The 25,704-nt window shown below is 71.3% G+C and carries 23 protein-coding genes; 12 read left to right on the top strand and 11 right to left on the bottom strand.

Annotation, left to right across the window (positions count from 1 at the left end; translation table 11 throughout):
• Window positions 1-40 precede the first annotated feature (40 nt).
• The 4 genes from ACGFW6_RS39815 to ACGFW6_RS39800 form a co-directional block, all read right to left on the bottom strand.
• Complete coding sequence (locus ACGFW6_RS39815; RefSeq protein WP_393521321.1) at window positions 41-2,152, bottom strand: SpoIIE family protein phosphatase; 2,112 nt, start codon at window positions 2,150-2,152, stop codon at window positions 41-43.
• 292 nt (window positions 2,153-2,444) lie between these two features.
• Window positions 2,445-3,122, bottom strand: a complete 678-nt coding sequence (locus ACGFW6_RS39810; protein ID WP_393521319.1) for a DUF402 domain-containing protein — start codon at window positions 3,120-3,122, stop codon at window positions 2,445-2,447.
• A gap of 90 nt (window positions 3,123-3,212) precedes the next feature.
• A complete protein-coding gene (locus tag ACGFW6_RS39805) occupies window positions 3,213-4,598 on the bottom strand; it encodes a class II fumarate hydratase (RefSeq protein WP_393521317.1) in 1,386 nt (461 codons plus the stop codon).
• Window positions 4,599-4,676: 78 nt separating this feature from the next.
• A complete protein-coding gene (locus ACGFW6_RS39800; protein ID WP_393521315.1) occupies window positions 4,677-6,353 on the bottom strand; it encodes a fumarate hydratase in 1,677 nt (558 codons plus the stop codon).
• Between the two features lie 165 nt (window positions 6,354-6,518).
• On the opposite strand from ACGFW6_RS39800, the gene ACGFW6_RS39795 reads away from it, so the two are divergent.
• Both ACGFW6_RS39795 and ACGFW6_RS39790 read left to right on the top strand, forming a co-directional pair.
• A complete protein-coding gene (locus ACGFW6_RS39795) occupies window positions 6,519-7,202 on the top strand; it encodes a DUF1707 domain-containing protein (protein WP_393521313.1) in 684 nt (227 codons plus the stop codon).
• A gap of 173 nt (window positions 7,203-7,375) precedes the next feature.
• Window positions 7,376-7,753 (top strand): WhiB family transcriptional regulator, encoded by a 378-nt coding sequence (locus ACGFW6_RS39790; protein ID WP_393521311.1) that lies wholly within the window; start codon window positions 7,376-7,378, stop codon window positions 7,751-7,753.
• A gap of 137 nt (window positions 7,754-7,890) precedes the next feature.
• Here the strand turns inward: ACGFW6_RS39790 and glpX are convergent, their stop codons facing one another.
• Window positions 7,891-8,928, bottom strand: coding sequence for a class II fructose-bisphosphatase (gene glpX, locus ACGFW6_RS39785; protein WP_393521309.1), 1,038 nt, complete (start codon window positions 8,926-8,928; stop codon window positions 7,891-7,893).
• Window positions 8,929-9,055: 127 nt separating this feature from the next.
• On the opposite strand from glpX, the gene ACGFW6_RS39780 reads away from it, so the two are divergent.
• A complete protein-coding gene (locus ACGFW6_RS39780; RefSeq protein ID WP_393521307.1) occupies window positions 9,056-9,577 on the top strand; it encodes a DUF4245 domain-containing protein in 522 nt (173 codons plus the stop codon).
• A gap of 65 nt (window positions 9,578-9,642) precedes the next feature.
• On the opposite strand, the gene ACGFW6_RS39775 is transcribed toward ACGFW6_RS39780, so the two are convergent.
• The 3 genes from ACGFW6_RS39775 to xseA all read right to left on the bottom strand — a co-directional run bounded on the left by ACGFW6_RS39775 (window position 9,643) and on the right by xseA (window position 11,903).
• A complete protein-coding gene (locus ACGFW6_RS39775; protein ID WP_393521305.1) occupies window positions 9,643-10,233 on the bottom strand; it encodes a malonic semialdehyde reductase in 591 nt (196 codons plus the stop codon).
• A gap of 182 nt (window positions 10,234-10,415) precedes the next feature.
• Window positions 10,416-10,661, bottom strand: coding sequence for an exodeoxyribonuclease VII small subunit (locus tag ACGFW6_RS39770; protein WP_393521303.1), 246 nt, complete (start codon window positions 10,659-10,661; stop codon window positions 10,416-10,418).
• Between the two features lie 9 nt (window positions 10,662-10,670).
• Window positions 10,671-11,903: an exodeoxyribonuclease VII large subunit gene (gene xseA, locus ACGFW6_RS39765; RefSeq protein WP_393521301.1), complete on the bottom strand. Its 1,233-nt coding sequence runs from the start codon at window positions 11,901-11,903 to the stop codon at window positions 10,671-10,673.
• A 236-nt stretch (window positions 11,904-12,139) separates the two neighbouring features.
• Between xseA and ACGFW6_RS39760 the strand changes: the two genes are divergently transcribed.
• Window positions 12,140-13,156, top strand: coding sequence for a 4-hydroxy-3-methylbut-2-enyl diphosphate reductase (locus ACGFW6_RS39760; RefSeq protein ID WP_393521299.1), 1,017 nt, complete (start codon window positions 12,140-12,142; stop codon window positions 13,154-13,156).
• A 29-nt stretch (window positions 13,157-13,185) separates the two neighbouring features.
• Window positions 13,186-13,935 carry a polyphosphate--glucose phosphotransferase gene (ppgK, locus tag ACGFW6_RS39755; protein WP_393521297.1) on the top strand — a complete coding sequence of 250 codons (750 nt, stop codon included), beginning with the start codon at window positions 13,186-13,188 and terminating at the stop codon, window positions 13,933-13,935.
• Here the strand turns inward: ppgK and ACGFW6_RS39750 are convergent.
• On the bottom strand, window positions 13,932-14,342 hold the full coding sequence (locus ACGFW6_RS39750; protein WP_393521295.1) for a DUF6542 domain-containing protein: 411 nt from the start codon (window positions 14,340-14,342) through the stop codon (window positions 13,932-13,934). The genes ppgK and ACGFW6_RS39750 overlap by 4 nt on opposite strands.
• A gap of 691 nt (window positions 14,343-15,033) precedes the next feature.
• Here ACGFW6_RS39750 and ychF point away from each other — a divergent pair.
• From ychF to ACGFW6_RS39730, 4 genes are all read left to right on the top strand, one after another.
• Window positions 15,034-16,122 carry a redox-regulated ATPase YchF gene (ychF, locus tag ACGFW6_RS39745; RefSeq protein ID WP_393521293.1) on the top strand — a complete coding sequence of 363 codons (1,089 nt, stop codon included), beginning with the start codon at window positions 15,034-15,036 and terminating at the stop codon, window positions 16,120-16,122.
• Between the two features lie 325 nt (window positions 16,123-16,447).
• The gene (locus ACGFW6_RS39740; RefSeq protein ID WP_393521291.1) at window positions 16,448-16,732 is read left to right on the top strand and encodes a hypothetical protein; all 285 of its coding nucleotides are present in this window, start codon (window positions 16,448-16,450) and stop codon (window positions 16,730-16,732) included.
• A complete protein-coding gene (locus tag ACGFW6_RS39735) occupies window positions 16,714-17,127 on the top strand; it encodes a DNA-binding protein (RefSeq protein ID WP_393521289.1) in 414 nt (137 codons plus the stop codon). The genes ACGFW6_RS39740 and ACGFW6_RS39735 overlap by 19 nt, the downstream gene beginning before the upstream one ends.
• A 559-nt stretch (window positions 17,128-17,686) precedes the next feature.
• Window positions 17,687-20,182, top strand: coding sequence for an SNF2-related protein (locus ACGFW6_RS39730; RefSeq protein WP_393521287.1), 2,496 nt, complete (start codon window positions 17,687-17,689; stop codon window positions 20,180-20,182).
• A gap of 34 nt (window positions 20,183-20,216) precedes the next feature.
• Here the strand turns inward: ACGFW6_RS39730 and ACGFW6_RS39725 are convergent, their stop codons facing one another.
• The gene (locus ACGFW6_RS39725) at window positions 20,217-21,122 is read right to left on the bottom strand and encodes a LysR family transcriptional regulator (protein WP_393521285.1); all 906 of its coding nucleotides are present in this window, start codon (window positions 21,120-21,122) and stop codon (window positions 20,217-20,219) included.
• Window positions 21,123-21,220: 98 nt separating this feature from the next.
• Here ACGFW6_RS39725 and ACGFW6_RS39720 point away from each other — a divergent pair, with 98 nt between their 5' ends.
• Complete coding sequence (locus ACGFW6_RS39720) at window positions 21,221-22,051, top strand: oxidoreductase (protein WP_393521283.1); 831 nt, start codon at window positions 21,221-21,223, stop codon at window positions 22,049-22,051.
• A gap of 244 nt (window positions 22,052-22,295) precedes the next feature.
• The gene (locus ACGFW6_RS39715; RefSeq protein ID WP_393521281.1) at window positions 22,296-23,873 is read left to right on the top strand and encodes a S8 family peptidase; all 1,578 of its coding nucleotides are present in this window, start codon (window positions 22,296-22,298) and stop codon (window positions 23,871-23,873) included.
• 108 nt (window positions 23,874-23,981) lie between these two features.
• Here ACGFW6_RS39715 and ACGFW6_RS39710 read toward each other — a convergent pair whose 3' ends face one another.
• The gene (locus ACGFW6_RS39710; RefSeq protein WP_393521279.1) at window positions 23,982-24,257 is read right to left on the bottom strand and encodes a hypothetical protein; all 276 of its coding nucleotides are present in this window, start codon (window positions 24,255-24,257) and stop codon (window positions 23,982-23,984) included.
• Between the two features lie 223 nt (window positions 24,258-24,480).
• On the opposite strand from ACGFW6_RS39710, the gene ACGFW6_RS39705 reads away from it, so the two are divergent.
• Window positions 24,481-25,704, top strand: coding sequence for a DUF4190 domain-containing protein (locus tag ACGFW6_RS39705; protein ID WP_393521277.1), 1,224 nt, complete (start codon window positions 24,481-24,483; stop codon window positions 25,702-25,704).

The raw sequence follows: 25,704 nt of genomic DNA, 5'->3' as shown, positions 1-25,704 counted from the left end.
ACGCACCCGCACACGGCGACGCGCGGTTCCCCTACGGCGCTCAGCCGCGATTCAACTCGAACCAGACGACTTTCCCGGTGCTCAACCGGGTGGCCCCCCACCGCCGGGCAAGCCGGTTGACGAGATACAACCCCCGCCCGCCCTCGTCCGTGGCCCGAGCCTGCCGCAGCCGCGGCAACTGCGGCACGTCGTCACCGACCTCGCACCGCAGCACATCGGTCCGCAGCAACCGCAACGTCACCGGCCGCGAGGCATACCGCACGGCGTTCGTGACGACCTCGCTGACCAACAGCTCGACCGAGTCGCTGAGTTCCTCCAGCCCCCAACGGGCCAGCGCACGCCGCGCCAGCCGCCGGGCACGGCCGGGTGCCGCGTCCTCGGGCTCCAGGAACCAGTACGCCACATCACTCGGCGCGATCCCGTCGAAGCGGGCGGCGAGCAACGCGATGTCGTCGTCCCGGTCGCCCGGCCCGAGCATGTCGAGCACCTCGTCGCACAGCGCCTCGAGGGGCGGCGGATGGTCGGGGCCGGTGAGCTGGGCGGTCGCGGCGAGCTTCTCGCGCAGCTGCTCTATGCCGGTCCAGACGTCCCGCAGCCGGGACTCGACCAGGCCGTCGGTGTAGAGCAGCAGGGTCGCCCCGGCCGGCGCGTCCAGTTCGACGGCCTCGAAGTCGACGCCGCCCACGCCGATCGGCGCGCCCGCGGGCACGCGGAGCACCTCCGCCCGGCCGCCCAGGTGCAGCAGGACGGGCGGCGGATGACCGGCGTTGGCGATGGTGATGCGGTGCGAGACCGGGTCGTAGACGGCGTACAGGCAGGTCGCCATGCGGTCGGTGCCCAGGCGCTGGGCCTGCTCGTCGAGGTGGTGCAGGACCTCCTGCGGTGGCAGGTCGAGGCCCGCGAGGGTCTGGGCCGTCGTCCGCAGCTGGCCCATGATCGCGGCCGAGGTCATGGAGTGGCCCATGACGTCCCCGACGACCAGCGCCACGCGGCTGCCCGGCAGCGGGATCGCGTCGTACCAGTCGCCGCCCACCCGGGCGGTCTCGGCCGCCGGGAGGTAGCGGGAGGCCAGTCGCACGCCGGTCGGGCGGGGGAGCGTCTCCGGCAGCATGGTGCGCTGGAGCTCGTCGGCGATGTACGCCTCACGGCCGTACAGCACGGCCTTGTCGATGCCGAGCGCGCTGTGCGTGGCGAGCTGGGCGGCGACCAGGAGGTCGTCCGGCTCGAAGGCGAGGCGCTCCGGGCGGCGCAGGAAGACCGCGGCGCCGATGACGCGGCGCCGGCCGCGCAGTGGTGCGAGGATCGCGCGCTGGCCGTCGGGAATGATCAACTGGCCGTCGTCGCCGAGCAGTTCCGGCAGGGCGGCACGGGCCGCGGGCGCGTCGGCGAAGACGGGACGTACCCCGCGCAGCACCTCGGCGAGCGCGCCGCCGGGCCGCACCTCGCACAGCTCGGCGGTCAGGGAGGACAGTTCGGAGAGCTCCGTCGGCTCCGGCTGCTGCTGTGCGGGCAGGAAGCCGTTCTCGCTGTCCCGTTCCTCCGGGATGCGGTCGGTGCGGCGCAGCCGCAGCACGACGGGCCCGGTGGGCCGCTCGTCGCCGACCGGCAGGGGGTCGCGCAGATAGACGAGGATCGCGTCGGAGAAGGTCGGCACCGTCGCCCGGCACAGCCCCATCACGATCTCGTCCAGGTCGATGCCGCGGGCGATGCGCCGGGTGGCGGCGCCCACGAAACGCAGCCGGTCCCCGTCGCGCCGCATGGGCGTGGGCCGCCCGGGCTGCACGCTCTGTCCCGTGCGCCGCTCGGCGGAGGACGACGGCTGCTCGGTGCCGGGCTGCGGCGGGATGGCCTCCGGGACGGGCCGCGGCCGGTGCGTGTCGGGCTCGGCGGCGACGGAGGGCTGCGAGTGCTCGGGGCCGTTGCCGACGATGACTGGGGGCTCCTTGCTCGGGCCGGACGGTGCGGTGGTGCCCGGCGTGGAGGGGGTGTCTCCGGCGCGCGCCTGGGCGGGTAATGCGGTGCCGCCGCCAGGGGTGTGGGGCGGTGTGGAGTGCGCCGTCGACGGTGTCGAGGTACGCACGAGCGCCCCGCGGGACTCCGCGGGGTCGACGCCCGTCTCGGGGCGTTCGAAGGAGGTCGGCTGCTCCGTCACGCCTTTCGAATCCATCCGTCCGGGGCTGCGCGCCGCGCGTGCAGTTCGTCCCGCCGAGACTCCGATACCCGGAATACGTGCCCCAGGAACGGAATCCCCGCGTGGCCAGAGGCAGTTCCTGTGCCACCGGTGCAGGACCGACTCCGGTCCGTACCGGCCTGGTAACGCTCGCTCACGTCCTGCCGCCCCTCGGTGACGATCGGTCAAGCCCGGCGCGCACTCCGGTAGTTGCCCTTGCGCGCCCTTGCGGAGGACGATCCTACGTTTGTTGCCCGGGGGCGCATCAAGGGTCTCATGAGGACATGTGCGCGGGCGTGCGATCCCAGTCCTCAGGCAAAGAAGGTACAGCCCAGGAGGGATCCGGGCGCCAGTGCTGCCATCCGTCGGAGAACGGCGGCCCCCAGGCGCGGATCACCTCCACCGCCGCGCGGCCCGCCCGGCGCACCCGCGCGGCCGGCGTCTCGTCCATCAGTCCGTCCCGCTGGGCCTGCGCGAACTCGTCCTCGTCGCGCCAGTGCCAACTGCGGTCCGGATACACGGAGATGTCGAGGAAGTGGTCCTCGGAGTCCACCCCGCCCGCCCAACGGGTCAGCGGCTCCTCAAGATTCACGTACCAGTTCTTGAACTGCCATCCGGGCTCCCAGAACAGCCACACCGACCACGGCTCGCCGGGCCGCGCGAGCTTGAGCACCCCGGTCCCGAACCACCGGCCGCGCTGGACGGAACGCGGCTTGGTGTACCGGGTCTCCAGGGGTTCCTGGTGCACGGACGTGCCGTCGGCGAGCACCGGCTTCACGCACTCCGTGCCCGGGGCCAGCCACACGGCGAGGATCTCCTCGTCGTCGCGGACGACGGTGACGGGACGCGCGATGTGGAAGCGACGACCGGCGTTCTCCCGGTACCGCCACAGGATCTGCGTCCCGGGGGCCCAGTGGCCCGTCGATCCGCCCGCTTCCACTTCCGTCGTCATCGCTCCACCGTCCGCCATGAACAGATATTAGGTGCCCCAGGCATACGACGCTGCGGCGCCCGTCACGGTTCACACTTGCGTGATCACTCGTTACGGCCGTGTCATCCGCAGCACGTCGAGGGCCTCGTCGAGCTGCTCCAGGGTGAGGTCGCCGCGCTCCACGTACCCGCCGTCCAGGACGACTTCGCGGATCGTCCTGCGCTGCGCGAGCGCCTTCTTGGCGACCTTGGCGGCCTCCTCGTACCCGATGTACTTGTTGAGCGGTGTGACCACGGAAGGTGACGACTCGGCGTACTCGCGGGCCCGCTCCCGGTTGGCGGTGATGCCGTCCACGGTCCGGTCGGCGAGCAGCCGGGAGACGTTCGCGAGCAGCCGGATCGACTCCAGGACGTTCCTGGCGATGACCGGCAGCATCACGTTGAGCTCGAAGTTGCCGGCCGCGCCGGCGGCGGCGACGGTGGCGTCGTTGCCGGTGACCTGGGCGGCGACCATGAGCACGGCCTCGGGGATGACCGGGTTGACCTTGCCCGGCATGATCGACGAACCGGGCTGGAGGTCGGGCAGGTTGATCTCGGCGAGCCCGGTCCGGGGGCCGGAGGACATCCAGCGCAGATCGTTGGCGATCTTGGTCAGGCCCACGGCGATGGTCCTGAGCTGGCCGCTGGTCTCGACGATCCCGTCCCGCGCGCCCTGCGCCTCGAAGTGGTCGCGCGCCTCGGTCAGCGGCAGCCCCGTGACCTCGGCGACCTCCGCGATGACGGCGGCGGAGAAGCCGGGCGGGGTGTTGATGCCGGTGCCGACGGCGGTGCCGCCGAGGGGCAGTTCGGCGAGCCGGGGGAGGGAGGCGTACAAACGCTCCACGCCGTACCGGATCTGGGCGGCGAAGCCGCCGAACTCCTGGCCCAGCGTCACGGGGGTCGCGTCCATGAGGTGGGTGCGCCCGGACTTCACCACGTCGGCGAACTCCTCGGACTTGCGCTCCAGGGCGGCGGCGAGGTGTTCCAGGGCCGGGACCAGGTCCCGGGTGACCGCGGCGGTCGCGGCGATGTGGATGGAGGACGGGAAGACGTCGTTGGACGACTGGGAGGCGTTGACGTGGTCGTTCGGGTGGACGTCCCGGCCGAGCCGCTCGGTCGCGAGGGTGGCGACGACCTCGTTGGTGTTCATGTTCGACGACGTGCCCGAACCGGTCTGGAAGACGTCGATCGGGAAGTGCGCGTCCCAGTCCCCGCGGGCGACCTCCCCGGCCGCCTCCTGGATCGCCTCGGCGATGTCCTCATCGAGTACCCCCAGCCGCGCGTTCACCTTGGCCGCGGCGCCCTTGATGCGCGCCAGCGCCTCGATGTGGGCTCGCTCGATGCGCTGGCCCGAGATCGGGAAGTTCTCGACGGCACGCTGGGTCTGGGCCCGCCACTTGGCGTCCGCCGGGACGCGGACCTCGCCCATGGAGTCGTGCTCGATGCGGTATTCGCTCATGTCCGGTACAGCGAGCGGGAGGGCCCGGATGTTCCGGACCTTGCGCCGATCGCGCGATCGGCGCAAGGTCCGGGAGGCTTACGCCAGGCCGGGGCCCCGCACCGGGATGCTGGTGAACGTCGGCGCGGGCGCCGGGTCCTGGAAGAAGTCGTTGCCCTTGTCGTCGACGACGATGAACGCCGGGAAGTCCTCGACCTCGATCTTCCAGACGGCCTCCATGCCGAGTTCCTCGTACTCGACGACCTCGACCTTCTTGATGCAGTCCTGGGCGAGGCGGGCGGCGGGGCCGCCGATGGAGCCGAGGTAGAAGCCGCCGTGGCTGTCGCAGGCGTCGGTGACCTGCTTGCTGCGGTTGCCCTTGGCGAGCATGACCTTGGAGCCGCCCGCGGCCTGGAACTGCTCGACGTAGGAGTCCATGCGGCCGGCCGTGGTCGGACCGAAGGAACCGGACGCGTAGCCCTCGGGGGTCTTCGCGGGCCCGGCGTAGTACACCGGGTGGTCCTTCAGGTACTGCGGCATGTCCTCGCCCGCGTCCAGGCGCTCCTTGATCTTGGCGTGCGCGATGTCACGGGCCACGACCAGCGGGCCGGTGAGCGAAAGCCGGGTCTTGACCGGGTACTTGGTCAGCTCGGCGAGGATGTCGTCCATCGGCTGGTTCAGGTCGATCTTGACGACGTCGCCGTCCTGCGCCCCCTCGCTGAGGGTCTCGTCCGTGGTCTCCGGCAGGAACCGCGCGGGGTCCGTCTCCAGCTGCTCCAGGAAGACGCCCTCGGCGGTGATCTTCGCGACGGCCTGGCGGTCGGCGGAGCAGGAGACGGCGATGGCGACCGGGCAGGAGGCGCCGTGCCGCGGCAGCCGCACCACGCGCACGTCGTGGCAGAAGTACTTGCCGCCGAACTGCGCGCCGATGCCGATCTTCTGCGTCAGCTCGAAGACCTTCTCCTCCAGCTCCTTGTCGCGGAAGCCGTGCCCGAGGGGCGAGCCCTCGGCCGGGATCTCGTCCAGGTAGTGCGCGGAGGCGTACTTGGCGGTCTTCAGCGCGTACTCGGCCGAGGTGCCGCCGACGACGATCGCCAGGTGGTACGGCGGGCAGGCGGCCGTACCGAGCGAGCGGATCTTCTCCTCCAGGAACTTCATCATGGAGGACTCGTTCAGGACGGCCTTGGTCTCCTGGTAGAGGAAGGACTTGTTGGCGGAGCCGCCGCCCTTCGCCATGAACAGGAACTTGTAGGCGCCGCCGTCGGTGGCGTACAGCTCGATCTGCGCCGGGAGGTTGGAGCCGGTGTTCTTCTCCTCCCACATGGTGAGCGGAGCCATCTGCGAGTACCGCAGGTTGAGGTTCAGGTAGGCGTCGTAGATGCCGCGCGAGAGGGCCTCCTCGTCGCCGCCCTCGGTCAGCACGTTCTGTCCGCGCTTGCCCATCACGATCGCCGTGCCGGTGTCCTGGCACATCGGCAGGACGCCCGCCGCCGCGATGTTCGCGTTCTTCAGCAGGTCCAGCGCGACGAACTTGTCGTTGCTGGAGGCCTCGGGGTCGTCGATGATCCGGCGCAGCTGGGCCAGGTGGGCCGGGCGGAGGTAGTGCTGGATGTCGTGGATGGCCTCCTCGGCCAGCTTGCGCAGCGCCTCCGGCTCCACCTTGAGGAACGTCCGCCCGTCGGCCTCGAAGGTGGAGACACCCTCGGAGGTCACCAGCCGGTAGGGGGTGGTGTCCTCTCCCATGGGGAGCAGATCGGTGTACGCGAACTCAGGCATCTCGCCCATTCCTCACTCGACAGACAGCGGCTGGCCTCCATTGGCAGCGTCCACCAGCGTAGAACCTGCTGTCGGCGGCGAGCTTGTGAGGTAAGGCTCAGTTCGACCGCCGGCACGACGCTCCGGGGGGTATCGCGATCTATCGTGTTTGGGTACGCTGCTGCCGTGGACCTTGAGAAGCGCACCGCACCCGCTGCCGCCACCGAGCTCCGGGCCTCCGACGCCGATCGTGACCGGATCGCCGACATCCTGCGTGAGGCCCTGGCCGAAGGGCGCCTCACCGCCGACGAGCACGCCGAGCGGGTCGAGGGTGCCCTGGCCGCCAAGACGGTCGGTGAACTGGAGGTGTTCATCCGGGACCTGCCCGCCGCACAGCGGCGCCGCGATCCCTACGTCCCCGCCCCCAGCCGCCCCGCCCCGGGCGCCATCCCGCCCGACCCCGACGACCACGTGGTCGCGGTCTTCAGCAGCGCCGTCCGCAAGGGCCGCTGGCGCGCGGGCCGCCGGATCCACGCCTACGCGATCTTCGGCAGCGTGGAGATCGACCTCAGCGAGGCGCTCTTCCAGTACCAGTACGTGATGATCCGGGCGGTCTCGGTCTTCGGCAATGTCGAGGTCCGCGTCCCCGAGAACGTCTCGCTGCGCGGTGCCGGCGGCGGCGTCCTCGGCAACTTCGAGGTGGACCACCTCGACGCGGAGGACCCCGAGGCGCCGGTCGTGCATGTCGACGGCTGGGCCGTGCTGGGCAACATCGAAGGCAGGCCGAAACGGGGCAAGCTCGTCGCGGACATTCTCGATCGCGTGCAGCGCAAGGTCGACAAGAGTTTGCGCAAGCATCTGAACCATTGACGGTTGTGAATCGGACCGCCCGACTCCGGCTGGGCGGCCGGTGCGCGGCCGCGCGTCCTCCCCCGGGACCACCCGAAATCCAGCGGTTCGGAACTCACTGCATAGGCGCGCGCACAGCGGGTAGACCTTGCTGCATCGTCTCTCGCTCGCGAAGCCGTCGTCAGGAGTAGACCGTGCTGCAACCGCCGCATTCGTCCCTGCAGGTAGCTGCCGTTCCGGCCCAGCGGGTGCCAGCGCGAGACAGGGATCAAGACGCCCCGTGGCATACGGAGGCCGTGTGCCGCCGCGACGAGGCAGGCCTGTTCTTCGCCCCCTCCAAGGAGCCCACCGCGGCCCGTCTCTCCCGTGAGGAGGCCGCCAAGCGGGTCTGCGCCCGCTGTCCCGTCATGGTCGAGTGCCGTGAACACGCCCTTCTGCAGCCCGAGCCGTACGGCGTCTGGGGCGGCCTGACCGCGGCGGAGCGCCGAGTGGTCCTGGCCAGGCGCCGCCGCCGCGACATGGAGCTGAAGAAGGCGGCGCGGGCGACGAACCGGATAGCACAGGCGGGCTGAGCGGCAGGCAGAAGAAAGGGCGCCCCCTCCGCACCGGGGGCGCCCAACGCCCTTGAGGGGCGCGGGGAACTGCGCGAGCAACCACAGTCGACTCGCGGTCGCCGACGAGCCGCAGTTCCGGTCTACCAGGCGCTACTTCACTTCGCCCTGTCGAAGTCGATCGCGCTGTAGGCCCGCAGCTTGCTCAGCCGGTGCTCGGAGTCGATCCGCCGCACCGTCCCCGACTTCGACCGCATCACGATCGAGTCGGTGGTGGCGTTCTCCGAGCGGTAGCGCACGCCGCGCAGCAGTTCCCCGTCGGTGATGCCGGTCGCGACGAAGAAGACGTTCTCCCCGGCCACCAGGTCGTCGGTCATCAGGACCCGGTCCAGGTCGTGCCCGGCGTCGAGCGCCCGCTGCCGCTCCTCGTCGTCCTTCGGCCAGAGCTTGCCCTGGATGGTGCCGCCGAGGCACTTCACGGCACAGGCGGAGATGATCCCCTCGGGCGTACCGCCGATGCCCAGCAGCATGTCGACGCCGGTGCCCTCGCGCAGCGCGTAGATCGACCCGGCGACATCGCCGTCGGAGATCAGCTTGATGCGCGCTCCGGCGTCCCGGATCTCCTTGATGATGCCCTCGTGCCGGGGCCGGTCCAGGATGACGACGGTGACGTCCTCGGGCGTGGACCGCTTCGCCTTCGCGACCCGGCGGATGTTCACGGCCACGGGCGCGTCGATGTCGACGAAGTCGGCCGCCTCGGGGCCGGTGACCAGCTTGTCCATGTAGAACACGGCGGACGGGTCGAACATGGAGCCACGGTCGGCCGCGGCCAGCACCGAGATCGCGTTCGGCATGCCCTTCGCGGTCAGCGTGGTGCCGTCGATCGGGTCGACCGCGATGTCGCACTCCGGTCCGGTCCCGTCGCCGACCCGCTCTCCGTTGAAGAGCATCGGTGCCTCGTCCTTCTCGCCCTCACCGATGACGACGACGCCGTTCATCGACACGGTGTGGACGAGGGTCCGCATGGCGCGCACCGCGGCGCCGTCGGCGCCGTTCTTGTCGCCGCGCCCCACCCAGCGGCCGGCGGCCATCGCCGCCGCCTCGGTCACACGGACCAGCTCCAGGGCGAGGTTGCGGTCGGGGGCTTCACTCGGTACTTCGAGCTCGGACGGCAGATGATGATGATTCTCGGTCATCGAGGCGCACCTTTCTGATACGACGACGGCCGGATGAGGGTTTCGGCCCTGACTCTATCCTCGGGCGCGCAGAATGAGCAGGGGGCCCCACGGATGAGCAGGGGAGGCACCTGCGACGATAGGGGGCGTGGCAGGTTCGAACGGTAAGCAGAAGTCGGTCCGCAACATGGTGCTCTCGCTCGGAGTGACCGTGCTCGCGGCAGGAGTCATCTATCTCTTCGTCCCCCGTGACGACAGCGCTCCCGACCTTCCGAGGATCGACTACCGCGTCGAGCTGCTGACGGCCCGGCGCGCGGCGTCCTACCCGGTGGCCGCGCCCGAGGGCCTGCCCGACGGTTGGAAGGCGACCTCGGTGCGCTTCAAGGGCGACGACTTCGACGCCTGGCACCTCGGCTTCCACACGTCCGGCGGGGAGTACCTCCAGGTCGAGCAGTCGGCCGAGAAGCCGGCCACGTTCCTGGAGAAGGCCACCCAGGGCGGCCGGGCGAGCGAGGTCACCGAGAAGATCGGCGAGCGGACCTGGACGCGGTACACCGGCGGCCGGTACGACGCCCTCGTGCACCAGGAGAAGGGCGCGACGACCGTCGTGGCGGGCACCGGCTCCTTCGAGCAGCTGACGCAGATGGCGAAGGCGCTCAAGGCGGAGTGACACCCCGAGGCACGACGAAGGGCCCCCGGCGGGAAGCCGGGGGCCCTTCGTCATGCGCGGTCGGTTCAGACGGTGGTGACGACCTGCTCGAAGGCCAGGCGCGGGGAGCGCGGGTACCAGGCGTCGGCGCCCGGCCTGCCGATGTTGACGACCATCAGCGGGGTGTGGTCGTCGTCCAGGAACTCCTTGCGGACGCCCTCGAAGTCGAAGCCGGTCATCGGGCCGGCGGCGAGCCCCGCGGCGCGGACGCCGACGATGAAGTACGCGGCCTGGAGGGCGGCGTTCATCCCGGCGGCGTGCTCACGGGCCGCGCGCTCGCTGAAGAACACGTCCTTGGCCTGCGGGAACGCCGGGAACAGGGTCGGCAGCTCCTCGTGGAACTCGTTGTCCGCGGAGAGGATCGCGACCAGCGGGGCGCTCGCGGTCTTGGCCTGGTTGCCCTCGGACATGTGCTGCACCAGGCGCTCACGGGCCTCGGCCGAGCGGACCAGGGTGATGCGCAGCGGAGTCTGGTTGAAGGCGGTCGGGCCGTACTTGACCAGGTCGTAGATCGCCTGGACCTGCTCCTCGGTCACCGGCTCGTCGGTGAAGGTGTTCGCGGTGCGGGCCTCGCGGAACAGCAGGTCCTGGGCGGCGGGGTCAAGAACGAGAGACATGCGTGAACCTTCTGGTTGTGCGTGCGTCGTGGGGCGTAAACGGACCGGGGCCCGCTTACGATGACGACAGTACGCCAGACAAGTTCAAGGTTCAACAATAAGCGGGGCGTGGTGATCCGCTTCACAGCCTGATCAGGTGTGACGGCGCTCAGCGGCCCCGTTGCCCGGTCCGCCGGCCGGGCCTAGGACTCGGCTCCGGCGCCCTCCTGCGCGGCCTCCGCCTCGGCCTCCTCGGCCAGGGCAGCGTCCAGCCGCGCCCGCGCCCCGTCCAGCCAGCGCCGGCAGACCTTGGCCAGCTCCTCGCCCCGCTCCCAGAGCGCGAGGGACTCCTCCAGCGTCGTGCCGCCCGCCTCCAGCCGCCGGACGACCTCGATCAGCTCGTCCCGGGCCTGCTCGTACCCGAGCGCTTCTTCCACCTTGCTGGTCATGCGCCCACCCTATGCATCGGTCTGTGCGTCGACATGAGCGTCGACCCGTACGGAGAACTCGCCCTCGGCGACCCGCGCCCGCAGCGCCTCGTCCGCGGTCACCTCGCCGGGGTCGCGGACCACATGCCCGTCGGCCCGCTGGAGCACGGCGTACCCCCGCTTCAGGGTCGCGGCGGGGGAGAGGGCCACCACGCGCGCGTGCGTGTGCGTCAGTTCGGACGCGGCGCGGTCGAGGTGATGGCCCAGGCAGCGGCGGCTCCGGTCGAGCAGGGACGCCACATGGTCGGCCCGCTCGTCGATCATCCGGTGCGGATCCTCTATCGACGGCCGCGCCAGGGCGTGCGCGAGCCCGCGCTCCTCGCGCTCGAGGAACCCCTCCACACACCGCCGTGCCCGGTCGCGCAGCATCCGCACGCGCTCGTACTCCTCGCCCACGTCCGGCACGACCTTCTTGGCGGCGTCGGTCGGGGTCGAGGCGCGCAGGTCGGCGACATGGTCGAGGAGGGGGTTGTCGGGCTCGTGCCCGATGGCGGACACCACCGGCGTACGGCAGGAGGCGACGGCCCGCACGAGCTGCTCGTCGGAGAAGGGCAGCAGATCCTCGACGCTGCCGCCGCCGCGGGCGACGATGATCACATCCACGTCGTCGATGTCGTCGAGCTCCTTGACCGCCTGTACGACCTGCGGCACGGCGTGCACGCCCTGCACGGCGACGTTGCGCACCTCGAAGCGGACGGCGGGCCAGCGGTGCCGGGCGTTCTCCAGGACGTCCCGCTCGGCGGCGGAGGCCCGCCCGCAGACCAGGCCGATCAGCTGGGGAAGGAAGGGGAGCGCCTTCTTCCGCTCCGGCGCGAAGAGCCCCTCGGCGGCCAGGGACTTCTTCAGCATCTCCAGCCGGGCGAGCAGCTCACCGACGCCGACCGGCTTCATCTCGGTCGCGCGCAGGGACAGCTGGCCGCGCGGGGCGTACCACTCGGGCTTCGCGAGCACGACGACCCGGGCGCCCTCGGTCACGACGTCGGCCACCGCGTCGAACACCTGCCGGTAGCAGGTCACGCTCACGGAGATGTCGTACGACGGGTCGCGCAGCGTCAGGAACACGACGCCGGCTCCCGGCCGCCGCGACAACTGCGTGATCTGCCCCTCGACCCACACCGCCCCGAGCCGGTCGATCCACCCCCCGATGAGCCGCGACACCTCACCGACGGGCAGGGGGGACTCCGGGGTCGTGTTCACAGCCATGCCGCGAGCGTAACGGCCGCCACCGACAACGCCGACCAGCCGGACGGGTCCGGGTGCGGACGGTCCGGGACCCGCGCCGTCCGTCGTCCGGCGCAGGGTCCGCGGTGCCCGTCCGCGACCTGCCGTACACGCCCGCCCCGCCCGTCGCCCCGCTCCCCACCCTTCACACCCCGGTGCCGTTCTCCTCGTCAACCCGTCACCCACGTGATCTCCGGGCCCCCGAACGCACCCTTACGATGGGACGCATGACTGCTTCGCCTGGCCGCCGTGTCCTGCTCGCCGCCCCCCGTGGCTACTGCGCGGGTGTGGACCGCGCCGTGATCGCCGTCGAGAAAGCCCTGGAGCAGTACGGCGCTCCGGTGTACGTCCGGCACGAGATCGTCCACAACAAGTACGTCGTGCAGACCCTGGAGAAGAAGGGCGCCATCTTCGTCGAGCGCACGGAGGAGGTGCCGCCGGGCAACATCGTGATGTTCTCGGCGCACGGCGTGGCCCCCGTCGTCCACCAGGAGGCCGAGCGCGGCCGGCTCGCCACCATCGACGCGACCTGCCCGCTGGTCACCAAGGTCCACAAGGAAGCCGTCCGCTTCGCCAACGACGACTACGACATCCTCCTGATCGGGCACGAGGGCCACGAAGAGGTCATCGGCACGTCCGGCGAGGCCCCCGAGCACATCCAGCTCGTCGACGGCCCCGGCGACGTCGCCAAGGTCGAGGTCCGCGACGAGTCGAAGGTCGTCTGGCTCTCCCAGACCACCCTCTCCGTCGACGAGACCATGGAGACCGTCGACGCGCTCAAGGAGAAGTTCCCGCAGCTCATCTCCCCGCCCAGCGACGACATCTGCTACGCCACGCAGAACCGTCAGCTCGCGGTGAAGCAGATGGGCGCCGAGGCCGAGCTGGTCATCGTGGTCGGCTCCCGCAACTCCTCCAACTCCAAGCGGCTCGTCGAGGTCGCCAAGCTCGCCGGCTCGCGCGAGGCCTACCTCGTGGACTTCGCCGCCGAGATCGACGAGTCCTGGCTGGAGGGCGTGACCACGGTCGGCGTCACCTCCGGCGCCTCGGTCCCCGAGGTCCTCGTCGAGGAGGTCCTGGAGTGGCTCTCCCAGCGCGGTTACGGAGACGTCGAGCTCGTCAAGGCGGCAGAGGAGTCGATCACCTTCTCGCTGCCCAAGGAACTGCGCCGTGACCTGCGCGAGGAGGCCGCGGCACTGATCGCCGAGCGCAAGGGCTCCGGCGACTCCGCGGAGTGACTGTCGGTCCCGCGTCGTAACGTAGGGCCATGCAGATCTTCGGCTTGGACATCGGTGGATCCGGGATCAAGGGCGCCCCGGTGGACCTGGACAGGGGCGAACTCGCGGAGGAGCGCTTCAAGGTGCTCACCCCGCACCCGGCCACACCGGACGGGGTCGCCGACGGCGTGAAGCAGGTCGTCGAGCACTACGGCTGGACGGGCCCGGTCGGGCTCACCTTCCCCGGCGTGGTCACCGACGGCTCCACGATCCGTACGGCGGCCAACGTCGACAAGAGCTGGATCGACACGGACGCGCGCACGCTGTTCAGCGACCGGCTCGGCGGCCACCCGGTGACGGTGGTCAACGACGCGGACGCGGCCGGCGTCGCCGAGATGCACTTCGGCGCGGGCCGCGGCCGCAAGGGCACCGTGATCCTGCTCACCTTCGGCACGGGCATCGGCAGCGCCCTGTTCATCGACGGCCGCCTGGTGCCCAACACGGAGCTCGGCCACCTCGAACTCCACGGCCACGACGCGGAGAAGCGCGCCTCCAGCAAGGCCAAGGAGGACGAGGAGCTCTCCTGGGAGCACTGGGCGCACCGCGTGCGGAAGTACCTCGCCCATGTCGAGATGCTGTTCTCGCCGGAGCTGTTCATCATCGGCGGCGGGGTGAGCCGCAAGGCCCAGAAGTTCCTGCCCTACATCGAGGGCATCAAGGCGGAGATCGTGCCCGCCCAGCTCCAGAACAACGCCGGGATCGTCGGCGCCGCGATGCACGCGGCGGAGAGCGAAGGCTAGCCGCCGCCCGCACTCGCCCGGCGGCGCGCCGCCGCCCGCCGGGCGATCAGGCGGACTCTGCGGACGAGCGCCACGAGACCGGCGATCAGCGTCCCGCCGTACAGCCACCCGGCCTCCGTGGCGAGGGAACTCACCAGCCCCATCAGATGGCCGCCGAACCCGCCGCCGTCCTCGCCCAGCGGAAGCAGCCCCACCGCGAACGCGATCGGCACGACCACCGGCGCGGTCAGCAGATCGCCCTCGCGCACCCAGACGGCGGTCAGCGCGCACACCGGCAGGAACAGCACGCTGTACAGCGTCAGCGACCCGAACATCAGTGAGTCGAGAGAGCCCAGCACCAGCATCGCGGCCGCGCAGAACAGACCGCTGCCCAGTCCGGTGAGCCGGGGGTCGGGAAACCGGCGCACGGGCTGCGGCGCCGGAGCCGGCCCGGGACGCCTACCCGCTGCCGCGCTCTGCTCCGACCGTGGCCGGCGCTGCGGGCCGGGGCGGGTGGAGCGGGCGGGCCGAAGGGAGGCGGCGTTCCGGGAGGCCCGGATCTTCGCGAGCCGAGCGGCTCTGGCGGCCTTGGCGGCGGCTCTGGCGTCGTCGGCCGCGGCCGTGGCCCTCGGGGCCCGGGCGGGCCGGCCGTCCGACCGTCCGGAGCCGTCCCCGCCGCCGTCCCCGCCGTGTGCGATGCTGCCGCCCTCCCTCAGGTATCGGCCCTCGCCGTGCCTCGTACGACTCTCGCCCCGCTCCACACTGTCCCCGTCCGGCGGATGACCGCCATAGCCCGGCGCGAGCCGGCCCCGCTCTCGAGCGCACCGGCCCTCACCCCGCGCGACCCCGTTCCCGCCCCGCCTCGCGATGCGTGGCCCGCGGGTCGCGCCCTGTCTTGCTCCACAGCACCAACCTAGGTCGATCCGGGCGGCGAATCGGCCATCGGACACGCCCGGGGGCGGACCTTGGCCAGGTGTTCGACGGGGCGCCGGGGCCGGGGCCGGCACGCCGTAGACTGGTGGATCGGCCCGTGCATCCGCGTCATCTGCACCGAAGATCGAAGAAGGACCGGGCCCCAGCCCCGCCCCAGAAGTCCTCTCACGTACGGGAAGTCGCAACGTGTCGCTCACGATCGGAATCGTCGGTCTGCCGAATGTCGGCAAGTCGACCCTGTTCAACGCCCTGACCAAGAACGACGTGCTGGCGGCCAACTACCCGTTCGCCACGATCGAGCCCAACGTCGGCGTGGTCGGTGTCCCCGACGAGCGTCTCACCAAGCTGGCCGAGATCTTCTCCTCCCAGCGCGTCCTCCCGGCGACCGTGGACTTCGTCGACATCGCCGGCATCGTGCGGGGCGCCTCCGAGGGCGAGGGCCTGGGCAACAAGTTCCTCGCGAACATCCGTGAGTCCGACGCGATCTGCCAGGTCATCCGGGCCTTCAAGGACGAGAACGTCGTGCACGTCGACGGCAAGGTCTCGCCGAAGGACGACATCGAGACGATCAACACCGAGCTGATCCTCGCGGACCTCCAGACCATCGAGAAGGTCCTGCCCCGCCTCCAGAAGGAGTCGCGGATCAAGAAGGACATCGCGCCGAAGGTGAAGGCCGTCGAGGAGGCCAAGGAGATCCTGGAGAAGGGCGACACGCTGTTCTCCGCGGGCATCGTCCAGGGCTCCGGCAACGAGGAGCTCCTGCACGACCTGCACCTGCTGACGACCAAGCCGTTCCTCTACGTCTTCAACGTCGACGAGGACGAGCTGGTCGACGAGGACTTCAAGAACGAGCAGCGCGCCCTGGTCGCCCCCGCCGAGGCGATCTTCCTGAACGCCAAGCTGGAGGCGGACCTCGCGGAGCTGGACGAGGCGGACGCGATGGAGCTGCTGGAGTCCGTCGGCGCCGAGGAGCCCGGCCTCGCCACCCTCGCCCGCGTCGGCTTCGACACCCTCGGCCTGCAGACCTACCTGACGGCCGGCCCCAAGGAGTCCCGCGCCTGGACGATCAAGAAGGGCGCCACCGCCCCCGAGGCGGCCGGCGTCATCCACACCGACTTCCAGAAGGGCTTCATCAAGGCCGAGGTCATCTCCTTCGCCGACCTGGTGGAAACCGGCTCGGTGGCCGAGGCCCGCGCCAAGGGGAAGGCGCGGATGGAGGGCAAGGACTACGTCATGCAGGACGGGGACGTGGTGGAGTTCCGCTTCAACGTCTAGCGGGCGGCATATCGCCACGTCGGTGATCTGGCAAACATGCAGGTCAGATAGGGTCCGACTCTTCGGGGTCGGGCCCTTCGTCTTTTCCCGTGCTGGGATGGTGCTGGGATAGCTGACCCCTCGTCACCTGTCATCACCTCTACTCATCCCTACCGTGCTGGGATCGTGCTGGGATGGGATGAGGAGCTCGTGCTGGGTTTCGGGCAGGGATCTCCCGATGCGACAGGCGGGCGGGTGGGGCTCCATCCGCACGACTTCTTCACGACTCCGGGCCCCGCAGATTCGATCCGTGGCGCTTTTCCTACTCGTTTGACACACTCGAGGTATGGGTGAGACGACGTACAGCATCGGGGAAGGCCCGGCGACGCGGGTGAGCCTGTCGCTGCCGGAGGGGACCGCGGAGGCGATCCGGGCTCGGGTGGGCAAGCGGGAGTTCTCCGCGTTCATCGCCGAGGCGGTCGAGCGTGAGCTGCGCGGGCAGATCCTGGACGAGTACCTGGCGGACTACGAGAGCCGCAAGGGGCCGGTCTCCGAGCCGGCTCGTCAGCGTGCGCGGCAGGTCTTCGACGAGGTGTTCGCCGAGGAGGCCGAGTGGCCCGCCGCAGGCTGAGTCACGAGGGGACGCTGGTCCTCGACAGTGAGGGGCTCTCGAAGCTGCTCGCCGACGACGAGCAGGTGGTGGCTCTGATCGCTGAGGCGCGCTCGCGCGGCATGGAGGTCGTGATCAGCGCGCTCACCATCATCGAAGCCGTCCACGCCCGTACGAACAAGTCCCGCCTGAACTGGGTGCTTTCCGGGCTGCGGGTCGTCCCGGTCGGTGACGAGGAGGCGAGGGCGGCCTCGAAGTTGCTGATGAATGCCGGGTTGCACGGACACAAGTACGCGATCGATGCGGCCGTCGCCGAGGCCGCGCTGCGACAGCACCGCCCCGTGGTCATGCTGACTTCCGATATTGACGACATGGCCAAGCTGTGCGGCGATCGGGTCCGGCTCGTGGGGGTGTGATTTCCACTGGTCCGCTTTCTGCCTTTCGGTGGATCGCCGGTTTCGGTAACCGACGATCCACCGCTAGGCAAGGCGTGCTGGTCGGGTGAGCCTGCTAGCGAAGGTGAAGCCCGTCACCGGCAAGAAGGCCAGTGCGCAAACGACCGGACTGCGCGTGGGCCCGGTGTGCTGGGATGGTGCTGGGATGACTTTGCATTTCCGCAGGTCAGACGGGTTGTGGTGGAGTTCCGCTTCAACGTGTGATCAGGCCCGTTGCCGCCGTCGCGGCAAGTACGCCGACCATGCGGACCGGAAGGGGCCGGACTCGGGTGAGTCCGGCCCCTTCCGTTTCATCGCTCACTGCTGATCCGAACGCGCCGAAGGGGCTGCCGCCGACGGCGCCGACACCGTGTCCGGTGTCCCGCGTCCGGGGCCAGGGACAAGGAGGCGGTCACAGGACGGATCGCGAACGCGGCTCGTACCGGTCGTGGCGGCCGGGGCGACCACCCGGCGGTGGCTGTCGGACCGGGGGTGGCAGGATGCGGGGACGCGGTGAGAGGGGCGAGAGGGGCGGGGCGCGATGGGGCGGAGCGAGCGGGAGGCGGTGGCCCGGGGCAGGCGGCTGTTCGAGGCGGCGCAGGCCGTCGTCGACGACCACGCGCGCGCCGTCGAGGCCGTCCGCGCCGCCCTGGAACCGATCCATGACGACCTGGCCCGCACCGAGCTCGACGCCATCCCGGTCGCCCGGCTGAAGGACCTCACCGAGGGCAGGCTGCGCCTCGGCGAGGTGGAGAAGGGCGGGTTCCGCACGGTCGGGCAGGTCCTGGACGCCGGTTCCTACCGGCTGCGCCAACTGCCCGGCGTCGGACAGCAGACGGCCGACCAGACGGTTGCCGCCGCCCGGCGGATCGCCGACGCCGTGCGCGAGACCGTCGCCGTCCACATCGACGTGGACCGGCCGGAGCCCCGCACCACCGCACTGGTCGTCGCGCTCAACGTCCTGGTGGAGGCGGGCCCCGAGGCACGCCGCGCCCTCGACACCGCCGGCCCGCTCACCGAGCGGCTCGGGCCGCCGCTGGCCGACGCGGCGCCGACGTCCGGGCGGGTGCGCATGCTGCTCGCGGGCCGGGCCGGCCGGGAACGCGCGCTGACGGCCCTGGCCGAGGTCCGCGCCCTCACCGAACAGGCCGACCGGGACGAGGTGCCGCGACTGCTCGCGCAGGCCTCCGTCGACCTGCTGCGTCACCCGGATTCCGAGGTGGCCGCCCTGGTCGACTTCGAGCTCCGTTCCGCCGAGTACTACGGCCTGCTCGCCGAACTCTCGGGCCGCGCCCCCGATCCCGCGGCGGCGGAGGGCTTCCTGCCCGACGAGGTGGCCGAGCGGGTCAGGACCCAGACGCTCGATGACACCCACCGCCGCGTCTCACTGCGCGGCTACCAGTCCTTCGGCACCCGCTTCGCGCTCGCCCAGCGCCGGGTGATCCTCGGCGACGAGATGGGACTCGGCAAGACGATCCAGGCCATCGCCGCGCTCGCGCACCTCGCCGGGGAGGGCCAGAGCCACTTCCTGGTCGTCTGCCCGGCCAGCGTGCTCATCAACTGGACCCGGGAGATCGAGAAGCGCAGCGCCCTGCGCGTGACGCCGCTGCACGGCCCCGACCGGCAGGAGGCGTTCGCCGACTGGAAGGGGCGCGGCGGCGTCGCGGTCACCACCTTCGACGCCCTGCGCGGCTTCCCGGTGCCGGGCGGCGGCGAACTGGGCCTGCTCGTCGTGGACGAGGCGCACTTCGTGAAGAACCCGCGGACCCGCCGCGCCATGGCCGTCTCCGAGTGGGCGGAGCACTGCGACCGGGTGCTGTTCCTGACCGGTACGCCCATGGAGAACCGGGTCGAGGAGTTCCGGAGCCTGGTGCGGATCCTCCAGCCCGAGCTGGCCGAGAGCGTCGACGAGCACGACGGTGTGGCGGGCTCCAAGGCGTTCCGCAAGGCGGTCGCCCCGGTCTATCTGCGCCGCAACCAGCAGGACGTCCTCACCGAACTCCCCGCGCTCCAGCACACGGACGAGTGGGAGGAGCCCAGCGCGCAGGACGAGGAGGCGTACCGCGAGGCCGTGCGCGCCGGCAACTTCATGGCCATGCGCAGGGCGGCGTACGCCCGGCCGGATCGGTCGGCGAAGCTGGACAGGCTGCGCGAGATCGCCGCCGAGGCCGCCGAGAACGGCCTCAAGGTCGTCGTGTTCTCGGCCTTCCGCGACGTCCTGCAAGTCGCCCGGAACGCCCTCGCCGACGGCACGGTGCCGGCAGCGGAGGCGACCGACACCGACGAGGCACCCCAGAAGCCGGCAACAGCCCCACGGCCGGGCCCGCATGGACAGGACGGCCCGGATGGACAGGACGGCCCGGACCGACCCGACGGCCCGGACCGACCCGACGGCCCGGACCGACCCGAAGGTCCGGACCGACCCGAAGGTCCGGACGAGCGCGTCGGCTCGGACGGACGCGAGGGCTCGGACGGACGCGTCGACCTGCACAAGCCCGGCGGGCAGAACGAACGCGGCGGGCGGCACGAGCGCGCAGGTGTGACCGGCCGTGACCGGGCGGCGAACCGGCGGCAGGTCTTCGGCCCCATCTCCGGCAGCGTGCCGCCCGCCCGCCGCCAGCAGCTCGTGGACGACTTCGCCGCCGCGCCCGGCCACGCCGTCCTGCTCGCGCAGATCGAGGCCGGTGGTGTGGGCCTCAACATGCAGGCCGCCTCCGTCGTCATCCTCTGCGAGCCACAGCTCAAGCCCACCGTCGAACACCAGGCGGTCGCCCGTGCCCACCGCATGGGCCAGGTCCGCTCGGTCCAGGTGCACCGCCTGCTCAGCACCGGCGGAGTGGACGAACGGCTGGTGCGGATGCTGGAGAACAAGTCCCGCCTGTTCGACGCCTACGCCCGCCGCAGCGCGGTCGCCGAGGCCACCCCGGACGCCGTCGACATCTCGGACGTCTCCCTGGCCCGCCGCATCGTCGAGGAGGAGCAGGCCAGGCTGGGCACGACACCGGCCACGCCCGCACCCGCGCCGGAACGGGCCTGACCCGAGAACGCCGTACCGGGTACGGCCGTACGGCTCACGACCCGCCCGCCACCCGCCGGCACACCTCCGCATAGGCCCGAACGAGAGGCCGCCGGGCGTCCTGCCGTCGCCACGCCAGCGCGTACCGGCTCGGCGCGAGCCCTCGCACCGGGCGCGTCACCACCCCGCCCAGGGTGATCAGCGGAGCGTTGCCCGTGGCCACCAGGCACACCCCCAGCCCCGCGACCAGCGCCTCGTACGTCTCCTCGGTGCCCGCGATCTCCGCCCCGATGCGCGGCGCACGCCCGCCCCGTTCCTCCAGGGCCAGCCAGTAGTCACGCAACGGCCCCGCGCCGGCCGGCAGGGCGAGGAACGGCTCGTCCATCAGGTCCGTGAAGTCGATCTCCGCGCGGGAGGCGAGGCGGTGGGTCTGCGGAAGGGCGACCAGCCGGGGCTCCTCCGCGACGACCGTCCAGCCGTAGCGGCCGGCGTCCGGCAGCGGCAGCCAGACGAAGGCGATGTCCGCGTCGCCGTCGGCCAGTCCGGCGGTGGGGTCCTCCCAGCTCACCTGACGCAGCCGCAGGACGATGTCCGGGTGGGTGGCCGTGAACCGGGAGCGGATCGCGGGCAGCAGACCGCCCCGGCCGGGACTGGTGCTCATGCCCACGACGAGCGTGCCGCGTGCGGCGGCCCGGGCGGCCTCCAGCGCCGCCGACCCCTCCGACCAGGCGTCCAGCACCCGCCGGGCGTGCGGCAGCAGCGCCGCGCCCGCCGCGGTGAGCGTCACGCCCTGCGGATCGCGGCGGAACAGCTCCACGCCGAGCTGCCGCTCCAGCGCGCGCACCTGCTTGCTGAGCGCGGGCTGGGAGACGTACAGCCGTTCGGCCGCGCGGGTGAAATGCAGCTCCTCGGCCACCGCCACGAAGTAGCGCAGGTCCCGTACATGAACATCCATCGCCATAACCATCGGTTATCAGCATGGGTCTTGGACGGGCAACCGCATCCGGAAGCAGGGTGGTCCGTGCAAGCCCCGACGAACGGATGCGACGAGGAGCTGTCATGAACAAGGTGTGGCTGATCACGGGCGCGAGCAGCGGTTTCGGCCGTGCTCTCGCCGAAGCCGCCCTCGCCGAGGGCGATGTCGTGGTGGGCGCGGTACGCCGCCCGGAGGGGCTGGACGATCTCGTGGCCGCCCACCCCGATCAGGTGGAGGCGCTGCGGCTGGACGTCGGTGACACGGGGGCCGCCGAGGCCGCCGTCCGGGATGTGATCGCCCGGCACGGCCGGATCGACGTCCTGGTCAACAACGCGGGCCGTACCCACGTCGGCGCCTTCGAGGAGACCACCGAGCGGGAGCTGCGGGAGCTGTTCGAGGTGCATGTCTTCGGACCGGCCGCCCTCACCCGGGCCGTGCTGCCGCACATGCGGGAGCGGAGGTCGGGGGCGATCGTGCAGATGAGCAGCATGGGCGGGCAGATGTCCTTCGCGGGCTTCTCGGCGTACAGCGGCACCAAGTTCGCGCTGGAGGGCCTGTCCGAGGGGCTCGCGGACGAGGTCGCCGAGTTCGGCATCAAGGTGCTGATCGTCGAGCCGGGCTCCTTCCGGACCTCGCTGTTCAGGGCCGGGCGGGCCGGCACCAGCACGGACAGCGGCCGGTACGCCAAGGTGAGCCGGACCCGCGGCTTCGTCTCCGGCGGCGACGGCACTCAGCCCGGCGACCCGGCGAAGGCGGCGGCCCTCATCCTCGCCGCCCTCACGTCCGAGCACACCCCGCTGCGGCTGCCGTTGGGCGACGACGGAGTGGACGCGGTCCTCGGCCATCTCGACCAGGTCCGCACGGATGTCGCGGCCTGGGAGAAGCGGGCCCGGGCGACCGCCTTCGACGAGTGACGGGTGCGGCGGCGGCCGTGACCCGTCGGCCGTGAACGCCCTCCGGACGGCCCGACCGATCCGGAGGGCCGGTCGAGTTCGCCGTGCAGGGCCCTTGTGTAATTCCTGTGGAGCCCTCAATCTTTCGGCTGGTGCACAGGTGCGATACGGGAATTTGACATGTTCCTGACCAAATTCAGGTTCCGTTCCCTCTCGCCCCGTGCTCCCCCCACCGACGCACCACCGATTGAGGAGGACCCCTCAGATGGCAGTGATGCGTAACTCCCGCAGAGACAGCAGGCGAAGACTCGCCGCCCTCAGCCTCACGGCCACCGCGGCGCTCGCCGCGAGCCTTGTCTCCGCGCTCCCCGCGGCGGCCGCCCCCGAGGGCCGCGTCCAGTACGCCGGGGCGGCCAACGCCGTCGCCGACAGCTACATCGTGACGCTCAGGGCCGACCACGCCCGCTCCGGCTCCCAAGCGGGACGCGCCCTCGTCGAGCGGTACGGCGCCGGCATCGAGCGGACGTACAAGAAGGCCCTGAACGGCTACGCGATCGAGGCCTCCGCGACCGAGGCGAAGCGGCTCGCCGCCGACCCGGCGGTCGCCTCCGTCGTGCAGAACCGCACGTTCAGCATCGACGCGACCCAGACCAACCCGCCCTCCTGGGGCCTGGACCGCATCGACCAGAAGAACCTGCCGCTGAACAGCTCCTACACCTACCCGGACGCGGCCGGGCAGGGCGTGACCGCGTACGTCATCGACACCGGCGTGCGCATCACCCACAGCGACTTCGGCGGCCGCGCCTCCTACGGCTACGACGCCATCGACAACGACAACACCGCCCAGGACGGCAACGGCCACGGCACGCACGTCGCCGGCACGGTCGCGGGCAACGCCTACGGTGTCGCCAAGAAGGCCAAGGTCGTCGGCGTCCGGGTGCTGAACAACTCCGGCTCCGGTACGACCGCGCAGGTCGTCGCCGGCATCGACTGGGTCGCCCAGAACGCGGTCAAGCCGGCCGTCGCCAACATGTCCCTCGGCGGCGGCGCCGACACCGCCCTCGACACGGCCGTACGCAACGCCATCGCCTCCGGCGTCACCTTCGCCGTCGCGGCCGGCAACGAGTCGACCAACGCCTCCACCAGGTCCCCCGCACGCGTCACCGAGGCCATCACGGTCGGCGCGACGACCTCGACCGACGCCAAGGCGAGCTACTCCAACTACGGCTCGGTGCTCGACCTGTTCGCGCCGGGTTCGTCCATCACCTCGGCCTGGAACTCCGGCGACTCGGCGACCAACACCATCTCCGGTACGTCGATGGCGACCCCGCACGTAGCGGGCGCGGCGGCGATCTACCTCGGCGCCAACCCCTCGTCCACCCCGGCGCAGGTCTCCTCGGCGCTGACGTCCGCCGCCACCACCGGCGTCGTCACCAGCCCGGGCACCGGCTCGCCCAACCGGCTGCTGTACGTCGGCGGCGGCACGACCACCCCGCCCGGCCCGCGCTTCGAGAACACCGGCGACTACGCCATCGCCGACAACTCCACCGTCGAGTCCCCGGTGACGGTCTCCGGCGTCTCCGGCAACGCCCCCTCGGCCCTGGCCGTCGAGGTGCACATCGTGCACACCTACATCGGCGACCTCCAGGTCCAGCTCATCGCCCCGGACGGTACGGCGTACACGCTGAAGTCGTACGGCACGGGCGGCAGTTCGGACAACATCAACACCACGTACTCGGTGAACGCCTCGTCGGAGGCGGCCAACGGCACGTGGAAGCTTCGCGTGAGTGACAACGCGAACCTGGACACCGGGCGGATCGACGCCTGGGCGCTGCAGTTCTAGACGGTTCGCCGCGCGGCTCGGGCCGCGATGCGCCGTCGGCCCTCTGACGCGCCGTCGTGGCTGGTCGCGCAGTTCCCCGCGCCCCTCGGGGTGTGACCGGACCGGTGTTCAGCAGTTCTCCTCGTCCTCGCGGTACGGCTCAGGGTCACTGACCCGGCCGGCCGCGAGGACGAGCCGTGTGTGGAGATGCGGGGCGAGGAAGCCGAAGGGGCGGCGGTCGAGGGTGGCCACGCCGAAGCCCTCGACCGCCGCCGCCTCGAAGCCGCGCCCGCCGCCCCGGGCCCTGGCCGGCCGCCCGGCCCCTTCGATGCGGAGGGGAAGGCCGCCGATCCCGGGGACGTGCCCGGGCAACTGCCCCGGCATCGCCGTCGTGAGCGCGAACACCTCGTGACGGTGGAGGAGATCCGCCCGCCAGGGCCGGCCTCCGGCACCGAGGGCCACTCGTGGAAGGGCCGCGGCCACTTCGTTCGCGACGCCGGCGCCGGGTCCGGCCCCCGCATCGTGGCCATCACGCCGCGCAACTCCCGCGCCGCGCCCCGCGTTCCCCGCTTACCATTCGCCCAGTCGTACGCCCGTTCCCACCGCCTGAACCAGGAGCACGGTACCCGTGTCCATACCTCCGCCTCCCGGACCTCACCAGCCGCAAGGGTCCCCGGAGCAGGCCCAAGGGCCGTCCGCGCAGGGGCCGTACGCACCACCGCCGTCGCCGTACGGCCAGGGCGCACCCGGTGCCCCGGGGCCGTACGGGTACCAGCCCTACGGCGCCTACGGCCCGTACGGCCGCCCCGTGCCCGTCAACGGCGTCGCCATCGGTGCCCTCGTCCTCGGCATCCTCTGCTTCGTGCCGGCCGTGGGTCTGGTGCTGGGGCTGATCGCGCTGGCGCAGATCAAGAAGAAGGGCGAGCGCGGCAAGGGCATGGCGATCGCCGGTTCCGTCCTGTCCTGCGTCGGACTCGTGCTGTGGGCACTGGCGCTGGCCACGGGCGGCGCCTCCGACTTCTGGGACGGCTTCAGGGACGCCGCGAGAGGCGAGGGCACCGCCTACTCGCTCGTCAAGGGCGACTGTTTCGACTCGCCGACGGGCAACCTGGAGGGGGACGCGTATGACATCGACGAGGTCCCCTGCTCCGTCCCGCACGACGGCGAGGTCTTCGCGGTCGTCTCGCTGCCGGGCGGCGACTACCCCGGCGACGAGGAGGTCAGCAGCACCGCCGACGACAAGTGCTACGCCCTGCGCGACGGTTACGCCATGGACAGCTGGGCCGTGCCGGACGACGCGGACGTGTACTACTTCATCCCCTCCCGGCAGAGCTGGCGACTCGGCGACCGCGAGATCACCTGCCTGTTCGGCAGCACCGAGAAGAACGGCAAGCTGACCGGCTCCCTGCGCAGCGACCCCACGACCCTCGATGTGGACCAGACCGTCTTCCTCTCCGCGACCAACGCCGTCGACACGGCCCTGTACGAGGAGCCCGAGGAGTACCCCGAGGAGGACCTGGCCGCCAACCGGGCCTGGGCGAAGGACGTCCACGCCGTCCTCGGCGAACAGATCGAGGGGCTGCGCGGGCACAGCTGGGGGCCGGACACCGAGCGGCCGCTCGCCGACCTGATCGACGAGATGGAGGACGCCCGCAAGGAGTGGGCGAAGGCGGCCGCGGCGAAGGACGTGGACACGTACTACGCGCACTACGACAACGGGTACGAATACGTCGACGGCCCCACGACGGTCACCGCGCGCGAGGCTCTGGGCCTGGACACCACCGTACCGACGTACGAGGACGACTCCTCCGGCGGTGGCGAGAGCACCGGTGCCGGCGGTCTCGATGTGTGA

This window comes from Streptomyces sp. Y7, from assembly GCF_043195415.1.
Lineage (GTDB): Bacteria > Actinomycetota > Actinomycetes > Streptomycetales > Streptomycetaceae > Streptomyces.
This window is presented reverse-complemented; position numbering and strand designations above follow the sequence as displayed.

Excerpts from the sequence above, each read along its gene's own strand:
- ACGFW6_RS39810 (WP_393521319.1), bottom strand. The coding sequence starts at position 3,122 with ATGACGACGGAAGTGGAAGCGGGCGGATCGACGGGCCACTGGGCCCCC.
- ACGFW6_RS39805 (WP_393521317.1), bottom strand. The coding sequence starts at position 4,598 with ATGAGCGAATACCGCATCGAGCACGACTCCATGGGCGAGGTCCGCGTC.
- ACGFW6_RS39800 (WP_393521315.1), bottom strand. The coding sequence starts at position 6,353 with ATGCCTGAGTTCGCGTACACCGATCTGCTCCCCATGGGAGAGGACACC.
- glpX (WP_393521309.1), bottom strand. The coding sequence starts at position 8,928 with ATGACCGAGAATCATCATCATCTGCCGTCCGAGCTCGAAGTACCGAGT.
- ACGFW6_RS39775 (WP_393521305.1), bottom strand. The coding sequence starts at position 10,233 with ATGTCTCTCGTTCTTGACCCCGCCGCCCAGGACCTGCTGTTCCGCGAG.
- ACGFW6_RS39770 (WP_393521303.1), bottom strand. The coding sequence starts at position 10,661 with ATGACCAGCAAGGTGGAAGAAGCGCTCGGGTACGAGCAGGCCCGGGAC.
- xseA (WP_393521301.1), bottom strand. The coding sequence starts at position 11,903 with ATGGCTGTGAACACGACCCCGGAGTCCCCCCTGCCCGTCGGTGAGGTG.
- ACGFW6_RS39760 (WP_393521299.1), top strand. The coding sequence starts at position 12,140 with ATGGGACGCATGACTGCTTCGCCTGGCCGCCGTGTCCTGCTCGCCGCC.
- ppgK (WP_393521297.1), top strand. The coding sequence starts at position 13,186 with ATGCAGATCTTCGGCTTGGACATCGGTGGATCCGGGATCAAGGGCGCC.
- ACGFW6_RS39740 (WP_393521291.1), top strand. The coding sequence starts at position 16,448 with ATGGGTGAGACGACGTACAGCATCGGGGAAGGCCCGGCGACGCGGGTG.
- ACGFW6_RS39730 (WP_393521287.1), top strand. The coding sequence starts at position 17,687 with ATGGGGCGGAGCGAGCGGGAGGCGGTGGCCCGGGGCAGGCGGCTGTTC.
- ACGFW6_RS39725 (WP_393521285.1), bottom strand. The coding sequence starts at position 21,122 with ATGGCGATGGATGTTCATGTACGGGACCTGCGCTACTTCGTGGCGGTG.
- ACGFW6_RS39720 (WP_393521283.1), top strand. The coding sequence starts at position 21,221 with ATGAACAAGGTGTGGCTGATCACGGGCGCGAGCAGCGGTTTCGGCCGT.
- ACGFW6_RS39715 (WP_393521281.1), top strand. The coding sequence starts at position 22,296 with ATGGCAGTGATGCGTAACTCCCGCAGAGACAGCAGGCGAAGACTCGCC.